General features: G+C 65.9%; 16 protein-coding genes. 14 read left to right on the top strand and 2 right to left on the bottom strand.

Annotation, left to right across the window (positions count from 1 at the left end; all coding sequences use genetic code 11):
- The first annotated feature begins 102 nt into the window (after positions 1-102).
- The 8 genes from AC5RT4_RS05105 (at position 103) to bcp (ending at position 8,396) form a co-directional block, all read left to right on the top strand.
- Entirely contained in the window at positions 103-603 is a 501-nt protein-coding gene (locus AC5RT4_RS05105) for a hypothetical protein (RefSeq protein ID WP_494042087.1), read from the top strand.
- A gap of 211 nt (positions 604-814) precedes the next feature.
- On the top strand, positions 815-1,615 hold the full coding sequence (locus AC5RT4_RS05100) for a hydroxypyruvate isomerase family protein (protein ID WP_494105052.1): 801 nt from the start codon (positions 815-817) through the stop codon (positions 1,613-1,615).
- A 120-nt stretch (positions 1,616-1,735) separates the two neighbouring features.
- Positions 1,736-2,614 carry a 2-hydroxy-3-oxopropionate reductase gene (locus AC5RT4_RS05095; protein ID WP_494042085.1) on the top strand — a complete coding sequence of 293 codons (879 nt, stop codon included), beginning with the start codon at positions 1,736-1,738 and terminating at the stop codon, positions 2,612-2,614.
- A 150-nt stretch (positions 2,615-2,764) separates the two neighbouring features.
- Complete coding sequence (gcl, locus tag AC5RT4_RS05090) at positions 2,765-4,555, top strand: glyoxylate carboligase (RefSeq protein WP_494105051.1); 1,791 nt, start codon at positions 2,765-2,767, stop codon at positions 4,553-4,555.
- Between the two features lie 13 nt (positions 4,556-4,568).
- On the top strand, positions 4,569-5,768 hold the full coding sequence (locus AC5RT4_RS05085; RefSeq protein ID WP_494105050.1) for a glycerate kinase: 1,200 nt from the start codon (positions 4,569-4,571) through the stop codon (positions 5,766-5,768).
- A complete protein-coding gene (allB, locus tag AC5RT4_RS05080) occupies positions 5,761-7,104 on the top strand; it encodes an allantoinase AllB (RefSeq protein WP_494105049.1) in 1,344 nt (447 codons plus the stop codon). Before AC5RT4_RS05085 ends, allB begins: the two co-directional genes overlap by 8 nt.
- A 9-nt stretch (positions 7,105-7,113) precedes the next feature.
- Entirely contained in the window at positions 7,114-7,836 is a 723-nt protein-coding gene (locus AC5RT4_RS05075) for a winged helix-turn-helix domain-containing protein (RefSeq protein ID WP_494105048.1), read from the top strand.
- A gap of 80 nt (positions 7,837-7,916) precedes the next feature.
- The gene (gene bcp / locus AC5RT4_RS05070; protein WP_494105047.1) at positions 7,917-8,396 is read left to right on the top strand and encodes a thioredoxin-dependent thiol peroxidase; all 480 of its coding nucleotides are present in this window, start codon (positions 7,917-7,919) and stop codon (positions 8,394-8,396) included.
- On the opposite strand, the gene AC5RT4_RS05065 is transcribed toward bcp, so the two are convergent.
- Complete coding sequence (locus tag AC5RT4_RS05065) at positions 8,393-9,883, bottom strand: MFS transporter (RefSeq protein ID WP_494105046.1); 1,491 nt, start codon at positions 9,881-9,883, stop codon at positions 8,393-8,395. The two genes, bcp and AC5RT4_RS05065, sit on opposite strands and share 4 nt — an antisense overlap.
- 151 nt (positions 9,884-10,034) lie before the next feature.
- Here AC5RT4_RS05065 and AC5RT4_RS05060 point away from each other — a divergent pair, with 151 nt between their 5' ends.
- Together AC5RT4_RS05060 and AC5RT4_RS05055 are read left to right on the top strand one after the other, a co-directional pair.
- Positions 10,035-10,529 carry a GvpU-like protein gene (locus AC5RT4_RS05060; RefSeq protein WP_494105045.1) on the top strand — a complete coding sequence of 165 codons (495 nt, stop codon included), beginning with the start codon at positions 10,035-10,037 and terminating at the stop codon, positions 10,527-10,529.
- Between the two features lie 48 nt (positions 10,530-10,577).
- Positions 10,578-11,159 (top strand): GNAT family N-acetyltransferase, encoded by a 582-nt coding sequence (locus AC5RT4_RS05055; RefSeq protein ID WP_494105044.1) that lies wholly within the window; start codon positions 10,578-10,580, stop codon positions 11,157-11,159.
- Between the two features lie 84 nt (positions 11,160-11,243).
- On the opposite strand, the gene AC5RT4_RS05050 is transcribed toward AC5RT4_RS05055, so the two are convergent.
- Positions 11,244-11,627 (bottom strand): hypothetical protein, encoded by a 384-nt coding sequence (locus AC5RT4_RS05050; RefSeq protein ID WP_494105043.1) that lies wholly within the window; start codon positions 11,625-11,627, stop codon positions 11,244-11,246.
- A 251-nt stretch (positions 11,628-11,878) separates the two neighbouring features.
- On the opposite strand from AC5RT4_RS05050, the gene AC5RT4_RS05045 reads away from it, so the two are divergent.
- Genes AC5RT4_RS05045 through AC5RT4_RS05030 form a run of 4 tightly spaced genes read left to right on the top strand, consistent with a single transcriptional unit; the run spans position 11,879 to position 15,692 of the window.
- Positions 11,879-12,991, top strand: a complete 1,113-nt coding sequence (locus tag AC5RT4_RS05045; RefSeq protein ID WP_494105042.1) for a PP2C family protein-serine/threonine phosphatase — start codon at positions 11,879-11,881, stop codon at positions 12,989-12,991.
- Entirely contained in the window at positions 12,988-14,955 is a 1,968-nt protein-coding gene (locus AC5RT4_RS05040) for a glycosyltransferase family 2 protein (protein WP_494042074.1), read from the top strand. Before AC5RT4_RS05045 ends, AC5RT4_RS05040 begins: the two co-directional genes overlap by 4 nt.
- Entirely contained in the window at positions 14,945-15,277 is a 333-nt protein-coding gene (locus tag AC5RT4_RS05035; protein ID WP_494042073.1) for an STAS domain-containing protein, read from the top strand. The genes AC5RT4_RS05040 and AC5RT4_RS05035 overlap by 11 nt, the downstream gene beginning before the upstream one ends.
- On the top strand, positions 15,270-15,692 hold the full coding sequence (locus AC5RT4_RS05030; protein WP_494042072.1) for an ATP-binding protein: 423 nt from the start codon (positions 15,270-15,272) through the stop codon (positions 15,690-15,692). The genes AC5RT4_RS05035 and AC5RT4_RS05030 overlap by 8 nt, the downstream gene beginning before the upstream one ends.
- Position 15,693: the final 1 nt, after the last annotated feature.

Genomic DNA, 15,693 nt, shown 5'->3' with positions numbered 1-15,693 from the left:
AACAATCGCGACACGCTCAGCCGCGTGGTTTCATGCTGTCCAAAAACGAGGACTCGCACCCTCACAAAAAATGGTGAATCGCATCCTTACAGGAGCAAAAAAATGTCAATTACTCCCTCAAAGAGCCGTTCGATCCGGGCAAAGATCGCCCTGGTTCCGGCCCTCTCATTAGGTCTGCTCGGCGGGGCAATGGCTGGCCCTGCCCAAGCCCATGACGACTACAGGCATGGATACACCCATGGCTGTTGGGTCAAACCGCTGGATCCCAAGGATCTCCGGGGCAACAGGGTCGACTTCAAGATCAAAGTCGATTGCGACGGCGAGAAGTCTGTCCAGATACGCCAGCTTCGCTACGAAGACGAGGACGGCCCGCGGCGCAGTGACGACTTCCTCGGACACTCGCACTTCTATGTGAAGTTCGAAAAGCACGACGGTGAAAAGACCCTTCACAGTGTTGACCGCGTGCGCAACCTTGACCGCAGGGGCGCAGAAGAGGTCTACCATCTCGTGTCATTCCGTGTGAAGGACCACAAGGGCCACTGGTCCGACTGGTCGAAGTGGTCCGACTGGAAGAAGAGCGAGGTAGTTAAGGTACGCCGCTAAAACACGCAGATCTTCATATAGAAGGATTGGCGCACGGGAGCCAGGGGCACATGCCCCTGGCTCCTTCGTGTGTACACGCGCTCTTGACGCACCGGCACCTCCTTCCCTACACTTTTCATAAAGCAGAATCTAAATTCCACAAAGCGGAAACCGACAAGATGCCGGGAAGCACAGGAAGATAGATCAAAGCCCCTCCTCGGAAGGACCTACGATGACGTACACAGTGAACTGCTCCATCCTCCTCACGGAGCTGCCCCTGCTCGAACGCCCCGCAGCGGCGAAGGCAGCCGGCTTTGACGCTGTCGAGTTCTGGTGGCCCTTTGAAAGCTCCGTCCCCTCCGATTCGCAGGTCGCCGCATTCGAAAATGCCATCCAGGACGCAGGCGTTCAACTGACGGGCCTGAATTTCAACGCCGGCGATATGCCCGGCGGCGACCGCGGCCTGGTGTCCTGGAAGGGCCGCTGCTCGGAGTTCAAGGACAACATCGACGTCGTCGCGGGCATCGGCGGGCGCCTGGGTTGCAAGGCCTTCAACGCCCTCTACGGCAACCGGCAGGACGAGTTCACGCCCGAAGAACAGGACGAACTGGCGCTCAAAAACCTTGCCGCAGCTGCGGAAGGCGTCGCCCGGATCGGCGGCACCGTCCTCCTCGAACCCGTCAGCGGTGCGCCGAAGTACCCGCTCCTCACGGCTGTTGACGCACTCAAGGTCATCGCCCGCGTCAAGGCGGAGACCGGCGTCGGCAACATTAAACTCCTCGCCGACTTCTACCACCTGTCCGTCAACGGCGACGACGTCGAAGCGGTCATCGAGAACCATGCCAAGGACTTCGGCCACATCCAGATCGCCGATAACCCCGGCCGCGGCGCCCCCGGCACCGGCACCCTCCCGCTTGGCGAGTGGATCGCCCGCAGCCGCGAACTTGGCTACGCCGGCTGCATCGGCCTCGAATACAAGCAACCGCAGGAAACGGCCTTCAGCTGGGCCATCCGCCAGCACGCCACGCAATAGTTCCCCGGCCCGCTCAACCAGGTAGCACCAACTGTCGTTCTGGCCCGTCAAAACGGCAGTTACTGCTACCTCGTTGGGCCCCGGCCGCCATTAATCACAGACTTCAGAAAGAGAACCATCATGAGCAACGTTGCTGTTATCGGACTCGGAATCATGGGCCTGCCCATGGCCATCAACCTGGTTAAGGCCGGCCACACCGTCACCGGCTATAACCGCAGCCAGGACAAGATCGACAAGCTTGTCTCCGAAGGCGGCAAGGGCGCCACGAGCATCGCGGACGCGGTCAAAACTGCCGACGTCGTGATCACCATGGTCCCGGACTCCCCCGATGTTGAGGGTGTAGTCAGCGGCAAGGACGGCGCCTTCGCGAACGCCAAACAGGGCACCTTGTGGATCGACGCTTCGAGCATCCGCCCGGACGTAGCCAAGCGCCTCGCCGACGACGCCCGCGAAGCAGGCATCCGCCCGCTGGACGCCCCGGTTTCCGGCGGCGAACAGGGCGCCATCGACGCCGCACTCTCCATCATGGTGGGCGGCGAAAAGGAAGACTTCGAGGCCGCCTCCGATGTCCTGAACGCCGTCGGCAAAACCATCGTCCACGTGGGCCCCTCCGGCTCCGGCCAAACCGTCAAGGCTGCAAACCAGCTGATCGTCGCCGTCAACATCGAGGTCCTCGCCGAAGCCATCGCCTTCCTCGAGGCCTACGGCGTGGACACGGACGCCGCGCTCAAGGTCCTGGGCGGGGGGCTCGCCGGCTCCAAGGTGCTGGACCAGAAGGGCCAGAAAATGCTGGACCGCAACTTCGACCCCGGCTTCCGCCTCGCCCTCCACCACAAGGACCTGGGCATCGTCACCTCCGCCGCCCGCGAAGCCAACGTCGCCGTCCCCCTCGGCGCCGTCGTCGCACAGCTCGTCGCCGCCACCGTCAACCAGGGCGACGGCGGCCTGGACCACTCCGGCCTCTTCAAGCAGGTCCTGAAGCTCAGCGGCCGCGAGTAACCCCCGGCTTAACCAACACAAATTTGGACGCCCTGACCACCAGGGCTTCCTTCAGCACACCCTCCCCACCCGCCCCCTAACCTCCCAAGCCCGGTCAGGGAACCCTGCGGGCCTGGGCCCACAGACTTTCAAGCTTTCAAGGAGTACACCATGAGCAAGATGCGTACCGTTGATGCAGCGGTGGCCATCCTGGAGAAGGAAGGCGCCATTGAGGCGTTCGGCCTGCCAGGCGCCGCGATCAATCCCTTTTATTCCGCAATGCGCGCCCACGGCGGCATCCGCCACACCCTGGCCCGCCACGTTGAGGGCGCCAGCCACATGGCGGACGGCTTCAGCCGCGCCAAGGACGGCAACATCGGCATCTGCATTGGCACCTCCGGCCCGGCCGGAACGGACATGATTACCGGCCTCTACGCCGCATGGGCCGACTCGATCCCCATGCTCTGCATCACCGGCCAGGCTCCGGTTGCCAAGCTGCACAAGGAAGACTTCCAGGCCGTGGACATCGAGTCCATCGCCAAGCCCGTCACCAAGATGGCCATGACCATCCTGGAACCCGGCCAGGTTCCCGGCGCCTTCCAGAAGGCCTTCCAGCTGATGCGTTCCGGCCGTCCCGGCCCCGTGCTGCTGGACCTGCCCATCGACGTGCAGATGGCCGAGATCGAGTTCGACATCGACACCTACGAGCCCCTCCCCATCGAAAAGCCCAAGGCCTCGCGCAAGCAGCTGGAAAAGGCCCTGGACATGCTCACCGCCGCGCAGCACCCGCTGATCGTAGCCGGCGGCGGCATCATCAACGCCGGCGCCTCCGCACAGCTGGTGGAGCTGGCCGAAATCCTGAACGTTCCGGTCATCCCCACCCTGATGGGCTGGGGCACCATCCCGGATGACCACATCCTGATGGCCGGCATGGTGGGCCTGCAGACCTCCCACCGCTACGGCAACGAAAACTACCTGCAAAGCGATTTCGTGATCGGCATCGGCAACCGCTGGGCCAACCGGCACACCGGCGGCCTGGAGACCTACACCGCCGGCCGGAAGTTCGTGCACATCGACATCGAGCCCACGCAGATCGGCCGGGTGTTCTCGCCTGACCTGGGCATCGCGTCCGACGCCGGTGTGGCGCTGGCGGGGCTGGTTGAGCTCGCCAAAGAGCGCAAAGCGGCAGGGTCCCTGCCGGACTACAGCGCCTGGGTTGCCGAGTGCCAGGAGCGGAAGGCGAGCCTGCACCGCAAGACCCACTTCGAGAACATTCCCATCAAGCCCCAGCGCGTGTACGAGGAAATGAACAAGTCCTTCGGCCGCGACACCATCTATGTGTCCACCATCGGCCTGTCGCAGATCGCCGGGGCACAGATGCTGCACGTGTTCGGACCGCGCAGGTGGATCAACGCCGGCCAGGCCGGTCCCCTGGGCTGGACCGCCCCGGCAGCCCTCGGCGTCGCACGTTCCAACCCGGACCAGACCGTGGTGGCCCTCTCCGGCGACTACGACTTCCAGTTCATGATCGAGGAACTGGCAGTGGGCGCGCAGTTCAACCTCCCGTACATCCACGTGGTGGTGAACAACTCCTACCTGGGCCTGATCCGCCAGTCCCAGCGCGGTTTCAAAATGGAGCAGAACGTGTCCCTGGCGTTCGAAAATGTCAACAGCGCGGACCTGTCCGAAAACGCACGTGGGTACGGGGTTGACCACCTCAAGGTGGCCGAAGGGCTCGGCTGCAAGGCCGTCCGCGTGGAGGACCCCAAGGACCTCGCCGCCGCCTTCGACAAGGCCAAGGCACTCATGGACGAATTCCGGGTTCCGGTAGTGGTGGAAGTGATCCTGGAAAAGGTCACCAACATCTCCATGGGTGTGGAAATCAACGCGGTAAACGAGTTCGAGGAACTGGCCGGCTCCGCTGCCGACGCCCCCACCGCCATCCTGGCCCTGCAGGCCTAGACAGGAAAGACCGATGCGCATCATCATTGCCCCGGATAAGTTCAAGGGTTCCCTGTCCGCACCTGAAGTTTGCAGTCACCTGGAAAAGGGACTGCAGCGCGGAGCGGGAGGCAACCTGGACGTGGTCCGGATTCCAGTGGCTGACGGCGGCGAGGGCACACTGGACGCCGCCGCCGGCTCCGGGTTTACCCGCCGCAGCGCCTTGGTGGCCGGACCGTCAGGAGAGCCCGTCACGGCCCACTTCGCTGTCCGGGGCAATGAGGCCGTCATTGAAATGGCGGCCGCCTCGGGCCTGGCCCTGCTCGCCGCCGGAGCACTTGTTGAGGGACGGCCAGGCCCTGCGGCTGCACGTACCGCCACCAGTCTGGGAACCGGCCAACTGATCCGCGCCGCACTGGACGCCGGCTGCAACCGCATCATCCTCGGGGTCGGCGGCAGCGCCAACACCGACGGCGGGGCCGGCGTCCTGCAGGGACTCGGCGCCACCTTCCTTGATGCAGAGGGCAACGAACTTCCGGGAGGCGGTGCCGCGCTGGCCCGCCTGGACCGGATCGACTTCAGCGGGTTTGACGCCAGGCTGAAGGACACACGCTTTGTGCTGGCGTCCGACGTCGACAATCCCCTGCTGGGCCCCCAGGGCGCCGCGGCGATTTTCGGCCCGCAGAAGGGCGCCGCACAACAGGACGTCGGCTTGCTCGACGCCGCCCTGGCCAGGTTTGTCGAAGTCCTGGCCAGGGAAATCGGTCACCGCGCCATCAAGGCAGCGGAAGCCCCGGGAGCCGGTGCAGCCGGCGGCGTTGGCTACGCGGCCATCGCCGCCCTGGCGGCAACACGGCGCCCGGGCATCGACGTCGTCCTCGAATTCACCCGGTTCGCGGACCGGCTGGCCGGCGCCGACCTGGTGATCACGGGCGAAGGCAGCCTGGACGGTCAAAGCCTGCTGGGCAAAACGCCCATGGGTGTTGCCCGGGCAGCCGCCGGGCAGGGCGTTCCGGTGATCGCCGTGTGCGGACGGACCACCCTTGAACCGGGCCAGGCACGTGCCGCCGGATTCGAGGAGGTCTACGCTTTGACCGAACTCGAAAGCAATGTAAACAGGTGCATAGCAGAGGCAGCGCAGCTTCTGGAGCAGCTGGGCACCCAGATCAGCGGACGGCTGGCAGCCAGTGGGCTGTCCGGTTCCGCCAGTACCAAGGAGGACCTCCATGTCTGAAGAACGTTTTGACCTGGTCATCCGCGGCCAGCGCATCCTCACCACCGCCGGCCTGGCACCCCGCGAAGTGGGTGTCCGCGGCGGCAAGATCGTTGCCCTCGAGCCGCTCGGCAACGGCCTGGCCGGGACCGAGGTTATTGAACTGGCCGATGATGAAACCCTGATCCCGGGCCTGGTGGACACCCACGTCCATGTCAACGAGCCCGGCCGGACCGAGTGGGAGGGCTTCGCCTCGGCCACCCGGGCCGCCGCCGCCGGCGGTGTCACCACCATCATCGACATGCCGCTGAACTCCGTTCCGCCCACCACCACGGTGGAAAACCTGAAGCTCAAGCGCGAGGTGGCGGAGGACCAGGCTTTCGTTGACGTCGGATTCTGGGGCGGTGCGATCCCCGGCAACAAGGGGGACCTGCGCGCCCTGCACGATGAAGGTGTGTTCGGCTTCAAGTGTTTTCTCCTGCACTCGGGCGTTGACGAGTTCCCGCACCTGGACGCGGACGAGATGGAGGAGGACATGGCCGAGCTGAAGTCCTTCGACTCCCTCATGATCGTCCACGCCGAGGATTCGCACGCCATCGACCGGGCACCCCACCCCGGCGGCGACCACTACCAGACGTTCCTGGCCTCCCGCCCCCGCGGCGCCGAGAACAAGGCCATCGCCGAGGTTATCGAACGGGCCCGCTGGACCGGTGCGCGGGCGCACATCCTGCACCTCTCGTCGTCGGACGCGCTGCCCATGATCGCCTCGGCAAAGCGCGACGGCGTGAAGCTCACCGTGGAAACGTGCCCGCACTACCTGACGCTGATGGCGGAGGAAATCCCGGACGGCGCCACCGCCTACAAGTGCTGCCCGCCCATCCGCGAGGCCTCCAACCGGGAGCTGCTGTGGCAGGGGCTTCAGGACGGCACCATCGACTGCATCGTCTCGGACCACTCCCCCTCAACACTGGATTTGAAGGACCTGGAGAACGGTGACTTCGCCGTGGCGTGGGGCGGTGTCTCGTCGCTGCAGCTGGGCCTGTCCCTGATCTGGACCGAAGCCCGGCACCGGGGCATTCCGCTGGAGCAGGTGGTGTCCTGGATGGGTGAGAAGCCGGCAGCGCTGGCACGGCTCTCCAACAAGGGCCAGCTGGCGCTGGGCTACGACGCCGACTTCGCCGTCTTCGCCCCGGACGAGGCCTTCGTGGTGGACGTGTCCAAGCTCAAGCACAAGAACCCCATCACCCCGTATGACGGCAAAGCGCTCTCCGGCGTGGTCCGCAAGACCTTCCTGCGCGGCACGGTCGTGGACGGTCAAGTCCCCACGGGTAAGCTGATCCGCCGCGGCGGAGTCTAAGGACGCGCCATGGCAGTGGAAGCTGTACGTCCGAGGACGGTGGCACGCCGGCGGCTTGCTGCCACGGGAGCGGCCGTACCAAGGACTGCTGCCTCACCTGCTGCGGCCTGCCCCCGTCCGGTGATTGCCCGCGGCCTTGCCGTATGGGTGGTTCCCGGGGACGGCACCAGCCCCGAACTCCTGGCCCGGGCAGCCGAACTGGTCCTTGCCCGGGCCCTCGAAACTGCTCCGGAGGCGGAAGTCCACTGGCCTGCCGCCGGAGCTCCCACCGGGTTCTCCGCTGACGCGGGAGGAGCCGCAGACGACTCCTCTCAACCTCCTCCCGCAGCGGAGGCCCTTTCCGGGGAACCCGCCGGGGCACCGGATGAGGCCGACGGCGGCACCCGCCTGCCGCCGTCGGCCGGCCCCGTCAGCCGGGTTGCCGTTGACCTGGCCGCCGACAACGTGCTGCTGGATGGCCGCCCCGTCCCGCTTACGGGCGTGGAGTTCAAGGTGCTGCGGTACCTGGTGACCCACCTGTCCCGCACGGTGGCACGGGAGGAACTCCAGGACTTCCTGGATTCGTTTGAAACCCCGGGCGCCTCCGCGCGGTCCATCGACGTTTACGTAGGGCGGATCCGGAGGAAACTCGGGAACGCCCGGCACGCTGTGGCCACCGTCCGCGGCGGCGGTTACCGGTTTGTGCCCGGCCAGCTGGCAACTGTCCGCGGGCCGGCGGAATACTGCATATGACGCCGGAGTTGTATGACTGAGCGGGAAGCCGCTTCACTTGATGTTTTGCCAGTAATGACAAAGTCTTCCTAAGGAACGCCATGAGCCAGACCCTGACCACCAAGCTTCAGCCCGGATTCCAGGCCCCTGAATTCACCCTTCAGGACGCCCAGGGCCGTGAGACTGCCTTGGCCGACTACCGCGGCAAGAACGTCATTGTGTACTTCTACCCCAAGGCCGCCACCCCCGGCTGCACCACCGAGGCCTGCGATTTCCGCGACAGCCTGGCCTCCCTGCAGGGCAAGGGCTACGAGGTCATCGGCATCTCCCCCGACGCCCCCGAGGCCCTGGCCGGCTTCACCGGCGACTTCTCCCTGACCTTCCCGCTGCTGTCCGACCCGGACCACGCAGTTGCCCTGGCGTACGGCGCCTGGGGCGAAAAGCTGGTGGACGGCGAAATTGTCGAGGGCATCGTCCGGTCCACCGTGGTGGTGGACCCCGAAGGCAAAGTCACGCTCGCCCAGTACCAGGTAAAGGCTGACGGCCACGTCGCAGCGCTCAAGGAAGCCCTGGGTATCTAGGACTTGGCGCTGGCCGTCTCCGCAGCCGCCGCCTCCGCGTACTCCGCTGACACCCGGCGGTAGACCGGTGTCAGGAAGGCCAGCACCGCGGCGGCGACCATGATGAGGCCCGCAACAAGGAACACCAAGGCGATGCCGCGGGAGGTGCCCTCCCCGAGCAGCGGGGCCAACTGGGCTGCGCCGTCGGCCGAGCGCGCGTACGGGATGATCCAGAACTGGGCGATCGGCGCAATGAGGAACGCGGTGACCGGCGCCGCCGCGGACTCAAACGCCATGGCGAATCCGAACACCCGGCCCTGCCGCTCCAGTGGCACCACCTGCTGGATGACCGTTTGCTCGGCCGCCTCCACGAAAGGCACCAGGGTCAGGTACAGCCAGATCCCCACGATGTACAGCCATGCCCACTCCCGCAGCGTGAACACTGCGCCCAGGACGCCCATCGCAATCACGGCCAGCAGCAGGGTGCGCAAAGGGTTGGAACCCAGGCCGAATTTGCCGATCAAGGCTCCGCCCAAAAGGAAGCCGCTGGAACCAACCGCCAAAAGGATCCCCCACAGCTCCACCGAAAACATTTCCAGGCCGTAGGGATCCATCAGGGCCATGTAGACCCCGCCGATGAAGTTGTTGAACGTTGAGAACAGGATCAGCGCGAACAGCCCGGAGATGGCCAGGACGGCGGCAAGGGCACCGCGGAAATCGAATCCGCCGTGGGCATCCGTGGCCGCCGGGCGCAGCTCCTCGGGCATTCGCAGCAAGAGGAGATGCGCGAAGGCCAGGGCGGTGAGCACGACGGCGACGGCGATCGTCCAGCCCATTCCGAGCAGCCCAATGGACAGCCCGGAGAGCACCGAGGTGACAAGGAACATCAGTCCCTGCACCATGCCCACCAGCCCGTTGGCGTTGGCCCGCCGGTCCGGCTCGATGAGGATGGTGACGATGGTGGAGAGCGCGATGTTGCGCATGTTTTCCACCACCGCGCCGATCAGGATGACCATGGTGAACACCCAGAACCACGGCTGCGCCAGGTCAAGCAGCACGGCGGCGGGTGTCAGCAGGAACATCACTCCGGACAGCACGAACATCACCAGGGTGAACACGGCAGCAAACCGCATCACGGATAACTTGCGGTAGCGGTCCACGAAAGTGCCGAAGCTGATGCTCGAGAGGGCGATGAGCAACATGTATGCGCCGCCCACCACCCCCGTGGCGATCACGTTGCGGGTTCCCAGGTACAGCCAGAACGTCAGGGCAAACCACAGGTAGCTGGTAGTGATGTTGGCGAGGGCAGTGTTCGCCAGAATCCAGGTGAAGGTGCGGTTCCTTTCGGCGGGAGTGCGAAGGGAGGTATCGACGGCGTCCGGGTCGGCCAGGTGAGGGATTCCGCCGTCCTCACCCGTCCCCGCGTTAACGGCTACGTCCCTGCCAGGTCCTGTCCCGCCGTCGGAAGCCGCAGCCGCCCTGCCCCGGGCCGGTTCCTGCTCGGTCATGCGTCCCAGTGTAGTGACGGGAGACAGACGCCGACAGGGTTGGCACCCCCCTTCCTGCCGGCCTTCTTCCACCCGCCAACGCTTTGCGAGGCCAGGAAACTAAGCTCTTGTGGGAGGGTGACCTGACGGAACCACGAAAGGGGAAGGGTCCATGGCGGACGAGCCTGCTGAAGAGGTATTTTCCGCGGTGGCGGCGGAGCGCGACGCTGCATTCGCGGCCAACCGCGAAAGCTTTAAAGCCCAATCCTGGTACGAGATCGACCACCGTCTTGCGCTCCTGTTGGCTCCGGTCGCCAGGGTGGGCAACGACGCAACGGTGGAGCTCACCGTTGTTGTGGACGGCGCCGTCATCTCCGGATCCGTCGTGTCCGCGCACGCCTGGGCACAGCGGCAAAATGACCAGATCCGCATCGGCAGCCCGGCCGTCGCCGCCGCCTTCGAGTCGCTGGAGCCGGCGACGGACCAACTGGAACGCCAACCGGCGGGAGAAGGCGGGGCAGGCCCGCAGCCGAAGGACCAGGACCGGTACATCCACTTCCTTGGACCGGTGCTGCTTTCAGGGGGAGTCCACGTACGCATGCAGGCCACCAGGGTCGACCTGCGCAAAGTCTCGGCATGGAGCATAGGGCGCATCCCGGGCGAGTAGGGACTCAGCGCCGTTGCCTCCTGCGCAGGCCGGTGACAGGATGGCCGCATGGCGATCGAGGTCCGTCCGGCCACTGAGTTTGAGGATGTCAGGACGATGGTGGGGCCCAAACGGCCGGACGCCAACGTCTGCTGGTGCCTGAGCTACCGCATTCCGTCGAAACAGAACCAGGCACTGCACGGGACGGAGCGCGGGGAGCTGGTGAAGGAGCTGGTGGCCCAGGATCCCCCGCCGGGAATCCTGGCGTACGACGGCGGCGAAGTAGTCGGGTGGGCAGCAGTCCACCCCCGCGCGGATACCAGCTTCGCCGGGAACCGGAAGATTCCGCACGTGGACGGGCTGGACGTCTGGTCTGTGTGGTGTATCCGGGTGCGGCCAGGGCACCGCGGCAAAGGCGTTTCACACCACCTGCTCAAAGGCGCCGTTGCGTTCGCTGGAAGCTATGGGGCACCGGCCATCGAGGGCTACCCGGTGGATAACCGCGGGCAAAAGGTAGACCTCACCATGGCGTACGTGGGCACGCGCAAGCTTTTCGAGGACGCCGGCTTCACCAAGGCTGCGGACACGGAGTCAGTACTCAACGGCTTCCCGCGGGTGCTGATGCGCCTGAACCTGCGGGATCAGGCGTAACCCCGGCTCCACCCGCACCCCGAGATGACGGCGCCAGCCCAACCCACGGCGCCAGCCCATAGCGCTAACCAGGGTTCCCGGCACCTAAACCGCCGCGGGACGCCCCAGGTCCGCACTCCTGAAAAGCGCCTCCAACCTGCAATGCGCCTCGGTCTCCAGGTTAAGGCGGTGCGTCAGCTTTTCCACCTGCACGGACATCTCCTCACCCACCGGCAACCGGTCCCCGGGCCAGCTCGACGCCGCCCTCGATTCGGCGAGTGCCTGCGCCAGTGCCTTGGCCGCGGCACGCACCTTCCGCGAGTGGAGGTAGACCCGCAGGAGCGCCCTGCCCTTGTTCAGGCCGGCCTGCACCAGTTCACGCGGACCCGCTTCCGCCTCCGGTCCAATCGCGGTCGCCCCGCCATCGGCAGGCGCCGCGCCCGCGGCGGCATACGCCGTCGTCTGGTCTTTGATGTTGCTGTGTCCCATGGCTGCCCCTCCTGCACCGGCCAGCTTCCGGACCGGTCTTCGTTGACCGTTGTCCCTGAAGCTGTTTCTTCTGCCTTCGAGTGTCCCGGGCCTTCCTCAACGTCCAGGCAAGCAGGTGCCAAGATTGGCGCAAGATCCGCTGGGAGCGGCCGCCGGGGAAGCCCGGATCCGGTGGCCGCTCCCAACACGGCCAGCACCACAAAAAGCCTTGCGACATGCCCCGTTGCCGTTAATACGGTAGAAGTAGAGCTATGGTCTCTCCCTCCGAAACCCGCCGTGCCGTTGTCATCGAGGATGACCCGGACATTCGCGGCCTGCTGGTCCGCGTCCTGGTCAAGCAGGGCTTCGACGTTACTGAGGCCGGAGCGGGTCTGCCCGGTGTGGAGGAAGTCCGCCGCCGCCAGCCGGACCTGGTGACCCTGGACCTGAACCTCCCGGACCTCGACGGACTGGAAGTTTGCAAGCGGCTCCGGGAATTCTCGGACGCCTTCATTGTGATGCTGACCGCGCGTGCGGACGAACTGGACAAGCTGACCGGACTGGACAACGGAGCTGATGAATACATCAGCAAGCCATTCAGCCCCCGGGAGCTGCAGTCCCGGATCAACGCCCTTTTCCGCCGCCGCCCCTCCGCAGCTGCCGATTCGGCCGCCCGGAGCGAGCTGGAACGCGCCACCGAAGTCCAGCTAAGCCTCCTCCCGCAGGAGGACATCCGCGTCGAAGGCTATGACGTGGCCGGGATGTTCCGGCCTTCCCGCAGCGTGGGCGGGGACTTCTACGACTGGTACCAGACCCCGGACGGGCTCCACCTGACCTTCGCCGACGCCATGGGCAAAGGTATGGGCGCCGCCCTGATCGCGGCGACAGTCCGCGCCGTCATGCGCTCCACCGGCCACCGGCAGGACCTCGACGGCGCGTTCGCCTCCGCCAGCAAGGCGATAGCCACGGACCTGGATTCCTCCAACTCCTTTGTCACTTTGTTCCACGCGCGGCTTGACGCGGCCTCGGGAACGGTCAGCTATGTCGACGCCGGGCATGGGCTTGCGCTGCACGTCACCTCCGGCGGCGCCGCCCACCGCCTCGGGTCCGGCGGGCCGCCGGTCGGAGCCTGGGCAGGAACACAATGGCCCCAGTCCAGCCTGGAGCTCGCCCCGGGCGATTCATTGGTGGTGGCCAGCGACGGCGTGCTGGACGTCTTCGAGACCGTTGAGGACTTCACCGAGGCTGTCCGCAGCGCTGCGCAGGGACATGAGTCGGCCCAGGCGGCCAGCAGCGCCATCCTTGCCCTGGCCCCGGCCGAGACCGCTGAGGACGACGTCACCGTGGTTGTGGTCCGCCGGCTGCCCGAAGGAGCAGGCGCATGACCCGGTTCCTGACCCGGCTGGTGGTGGTGCTCACCGTCATCACGGGCGTCAACTACATTGCCTGGCGCTGGATGGCATCGCTGAACTGGGACGCCTGGTGGATCGCCGTGCCGCTGGTGGTCGCTGAAACCTACAGCCTCATCGACGTGATGCTGTTCGGCATGACGGTGTGGAAGCTGAAGATCCGGAAGGGCGCCCCGGCGCCGCCGGCCGATGCCACCGTGGACGTCTTCATCACCACCTACAACGAAGACCTGGACATGGTGATGACCACCGCGCTGGCCGCTCAGAAGATCCGGCACCCGCACAGCACGTGGATCCTGGACGACGGCGCCCGCCCCGAGCTGGAGGCCCTCGCCGCCCAGCATGGCCTGGGTTATGTCACCCGCAGCGAGGACTGGACCTCCAACCTGCCCCGGCACGCCAAGGCGGGCAACCTCAACAACGCCCTGATGCAGACCCACGGCGAGTTCCTCCTGATCCTGGACGCTGACCAGATCCCCGAGCCGGACATCCTCGAAAAGACCCTCGGTTACTTCAACAACCGCCGGGTGGCGCTGGTCCAGACACCGCAGTACTTCAGCAACGTCCCGGCCGATGATCCCCTCGGCAGCCAGGCGCCCCTCTTCTATGGCCCCATCCAGCAGGGCAAGGACGGGTGGAACGCCGCCTTCTTCTGCGGCTCCAACGCCATCCTCCGCCGCGAAGCCCTCATGCAGCTGGGCCTGGTGGGTTACGTCAAGGAAACCGAGAAGAGCATCCGACGTGCCCTGGCCGCCTCCCGCTCTGCCATCAAGCAGGCCCGGAAGTCTCCAGACATGACACCACTGGTGGCCCAGGTGCTGGACGAAGTGGAGGCGGCAACCCGCGAGGCGCAGCAGGAGCTCGACGCCGGCGGAGCCCTGAGCGAGATCACCTACCGGGTACGCCGCCGCGTGGACGCCGCCGTGCAGACCCTGGTGATGGCCGACGTCGAAGCCCTGCAGGCAGACCTTGAGGAGATCGCCGCCATGGAACTGGCCCACGTGGGCGAGTCAGGCGTCCCCGTCGTGGCCGACGATGCGGTGCAGCGCATGTCCGCCCGTGACTGGTCGCCCCTGGGCGCCCTGGAATCCGTGCAGGCCGTCCTGGATGCCCTCTCGGTGGAACGCAACGATGAGGCACAGCCGGTCATGCCGCTGGCCACGATCTCCGTCACCGAGGACATGGCCACCGCCATGCGCATGCACGCGATGGGCTGGGAGAGCGTCTACCACCACGAAATCCTCGCCTACGGGCTCGCTCCCGAGGACCTCAAGACCATGCTCACCCAGCGCCTCCGCTGGGCGCAGGGCACCATCCAGGTGCTGCTCCGCGAGAACCCGCTGGTGCAGAAGGGCCTCAAGCTGGGGCAGCGGCTGATGTACTTCGCCACCATGTGGACCTACCTCAGCGGCTACGCAGCGGTTATCTACTTCGCCGCCCCGATCATCTACCTGTTGCTCGGAGTCCTGCCGGTGACGAGTTTGAGCTGGGACTTCTTCATCCGGTTCATCCCGTTCATGGTGGTCAACCAGCTGCTGTTCGCCGTCGCCGGCCGCGGCATCCCCACCTGGCGCGGCCAACAGTACAGCCTTGCCCTGTTCCCCACCTGGATCAAGGCGTGCTCGACGGCGGCCCGGAACGTCTGGTTCGGACGCCCCCTTGGATTTGCCGTCACCCCCAAGGCCCGCCAGAACGGCGGACCCAGCTGGAGCCTGATCCGGCCACAGATTGTGGTGTCCGTCCTGCTGGCCGTGGCCGCCGTCGTCGGAATCATCCGCCTGGCTACCGGCCTGGCCGAGCCACTTGGCACCCTCGTGAACGTCGTGTGGGTCATTTTCGACCTGGTGGTCATGAGCATCCTGGTGCGTGCAGTGCTCTACAAGGGTTATGAACCAGCTCCAGATTTGGCATTAGCAGAGAGGAAACCCGATGGAGTTTAGCTATGAGGTCAAGGACTCGTATGCGGAGGTCAAGGCGGACGGACGGCTGAACATGGTCTCCGCGCCTAAGCTGCGCGAGTTCGTCACGGATGTAATCGCCGGCGGATCCAACCGGATCGTGGTGAACCTGGAAAAAACGGCGTTCATGGATTCGTCCGGCCTGGGCGCGCTGATCGGCTGCCTCAAAGCGGCGCGGCAGGCGGGCGGGGACCTGCGGATCGCAGCTGTCCAGCCCCAGGTGAAGATGGTCCTGCAGCTGACCAGCATGGACAAAGTCCTCACCGCTTACGGATCCGCCGAAGAGGCGTTCAGCAATGACTGAGGTCCTGGCGTCCCGCAGCTTCCGCGGGCCGGCGTCCGAGGACGCCATCGAGTCGATCCACAACCACCTCGACAGCCTCTGGCTCGACGTCCCCTTTGTGCAGGACATGGACCAGATGACGTTTACGACGGCGGTCATCGAGTCGGCGTCGAACATCGTCCAGCATGCCGAGCCCGTGGCGCAGGAACCCGTGGAGCTGGGGGTGGACATCGAGGTGCGGCCCGCGCTGCTGCAGGCACGGGTGAGCGCCTACCACGCGAAGCCGCCCTTCGGCCCGATGGAGCCGGCAACCGTCGGTGAGGACGCCGAGTCCGGCCGCGGCCTGGCGCTGATCCAGGCCTTGGTCACGACGGTTACCTTCGAACGGCAGGACGGCACCAACGTCTGGGTCCTGTCCAGGACACCGCAGGGCTGAT

The sequence above is a fragment of the Arthrobacter sp. sptzw42 genome (assembly GCF_059089685.1).
This window is presented reverse-complemented; position numbering and strand designations above follow the sequence as displayed.

Excerpts from the sequence above, each read along its gene's own strand:
- AC5RT4_RS05055 (WP_494105044.1), top strand. The coding sequence starts at position 10,578 with ATGGCGATCGAGGTCCGTCCGGCCACTGAGTTTGAGGATGTCAGGACG.
- AC5RT4_RS05045 (WP_494105042.1), top strand. The coding sequence starts at position 11,879 with ATGGTCTCTCCCTCCGAAACCCGCCGTGCCGTTGTCATCGAGGATGAC.
- AC5RT4_RS05030 (WP_494042072.1), top strand. The coding sequence starts at position 15,270 with ATGACTGAGGTCCTGGCGTCCCGCAGCTTCCGCGGGCCGGCGTCCGAG.
- AC5RT4_RS05050 (WP_494105043.1), bottom strand. The coding sequence starts at position 11,627 with ATGGGACACAGCAACATCAAAGACCAGACGACGGCGTATGCCGCCGCG.
- AC5RT4_RS05100 (WP_494105052.1), top strand. The coding sequence starts at position 815 with ATGACGTACACAGTGAACTGCTCCATCCTCCTCACGGAGCTGCCCCTG.
- bcp (WP_494105047.1), top strand. The coding sequence starts at position 7,917 with ATGAGCCAGACCCTGACCACCAAGCTTCAGCCCGGATTCCAGGCCCCT.
- AC5RT4_RS05085 (WP_494105050.1), top strand. The coding sequence starts at position 4,569 with ATGCGCATCATCATTGCCCCGGATAAGTTCAAGGGTTCCCTGTCCGCA.
- AC5RT4_RS05040 (WP_494042074.1), top strand. The coding sequence starts at position 12,988 with ATGACCCGGTTCCTGACCCGGCTGGTGGTGGTGCTCACCGTCATCACG.
- AC5RT4_RS05075 (WP_494105048.1), top strand. The coding sequence starts at position 7,114 with ATGGCAGTGGAAGCTGTACGTCCGAGGACGGTGGCACGCCGGCGGCTT.
- AC5RT4_RS05095 (WP_494042085.1), top strand. The coding sequence starts at position 1,736 with ATGAGCAACGTTGCTGTTATCGGACTCGGAATCATGGGCCTGCCCATG.
- AC5RT4_RS05035 (WP_494042073.1), top strand. The coding sequence starts at position 14,945 with ATGGAGTTTAGCTATGAGGTCAAGGACTCGTATGCGGAGGTCAAGGCG.
- allB (WP_494105049.1), top strand. The coding sequence starts at position 5,761 with ATGTCTGAAGAACGTTTTGACCTGGTCATCCGCGGCCAGCGCATCCTC.
- AC5RT4_RS05105 (WP_494042087.1), top strand. The coding sequence starts at position 103 with ATGTCAATTACTCCCTCAAAGAGCCGTTCGATCCGGGCAAAGATCGCC.
- gcl (WP_494105051.1), top strand. The coding sequence starts at position 2,765 with ATGAGCAAGATGCGTACCGTTGATGCAGCGGTGGCCATCCTGGAGAAG.
- AC5RT4_RS05060 (WP_494105045.1), top strand. The coding sequence starts at position 10,035 with ATGGCGGACGAGCCTGCTGAAGAGGTATTTTCCGCGGTGGCGGCGGAG.
- AC5RT4_RS05065 (WP_494105046.1), bottom strand. The coding sequence starts at position 9,883 with ATGACCGAGCAGGAACCGGCCCGGGGCAGGGCGGCTGCGGCTTCCGAC.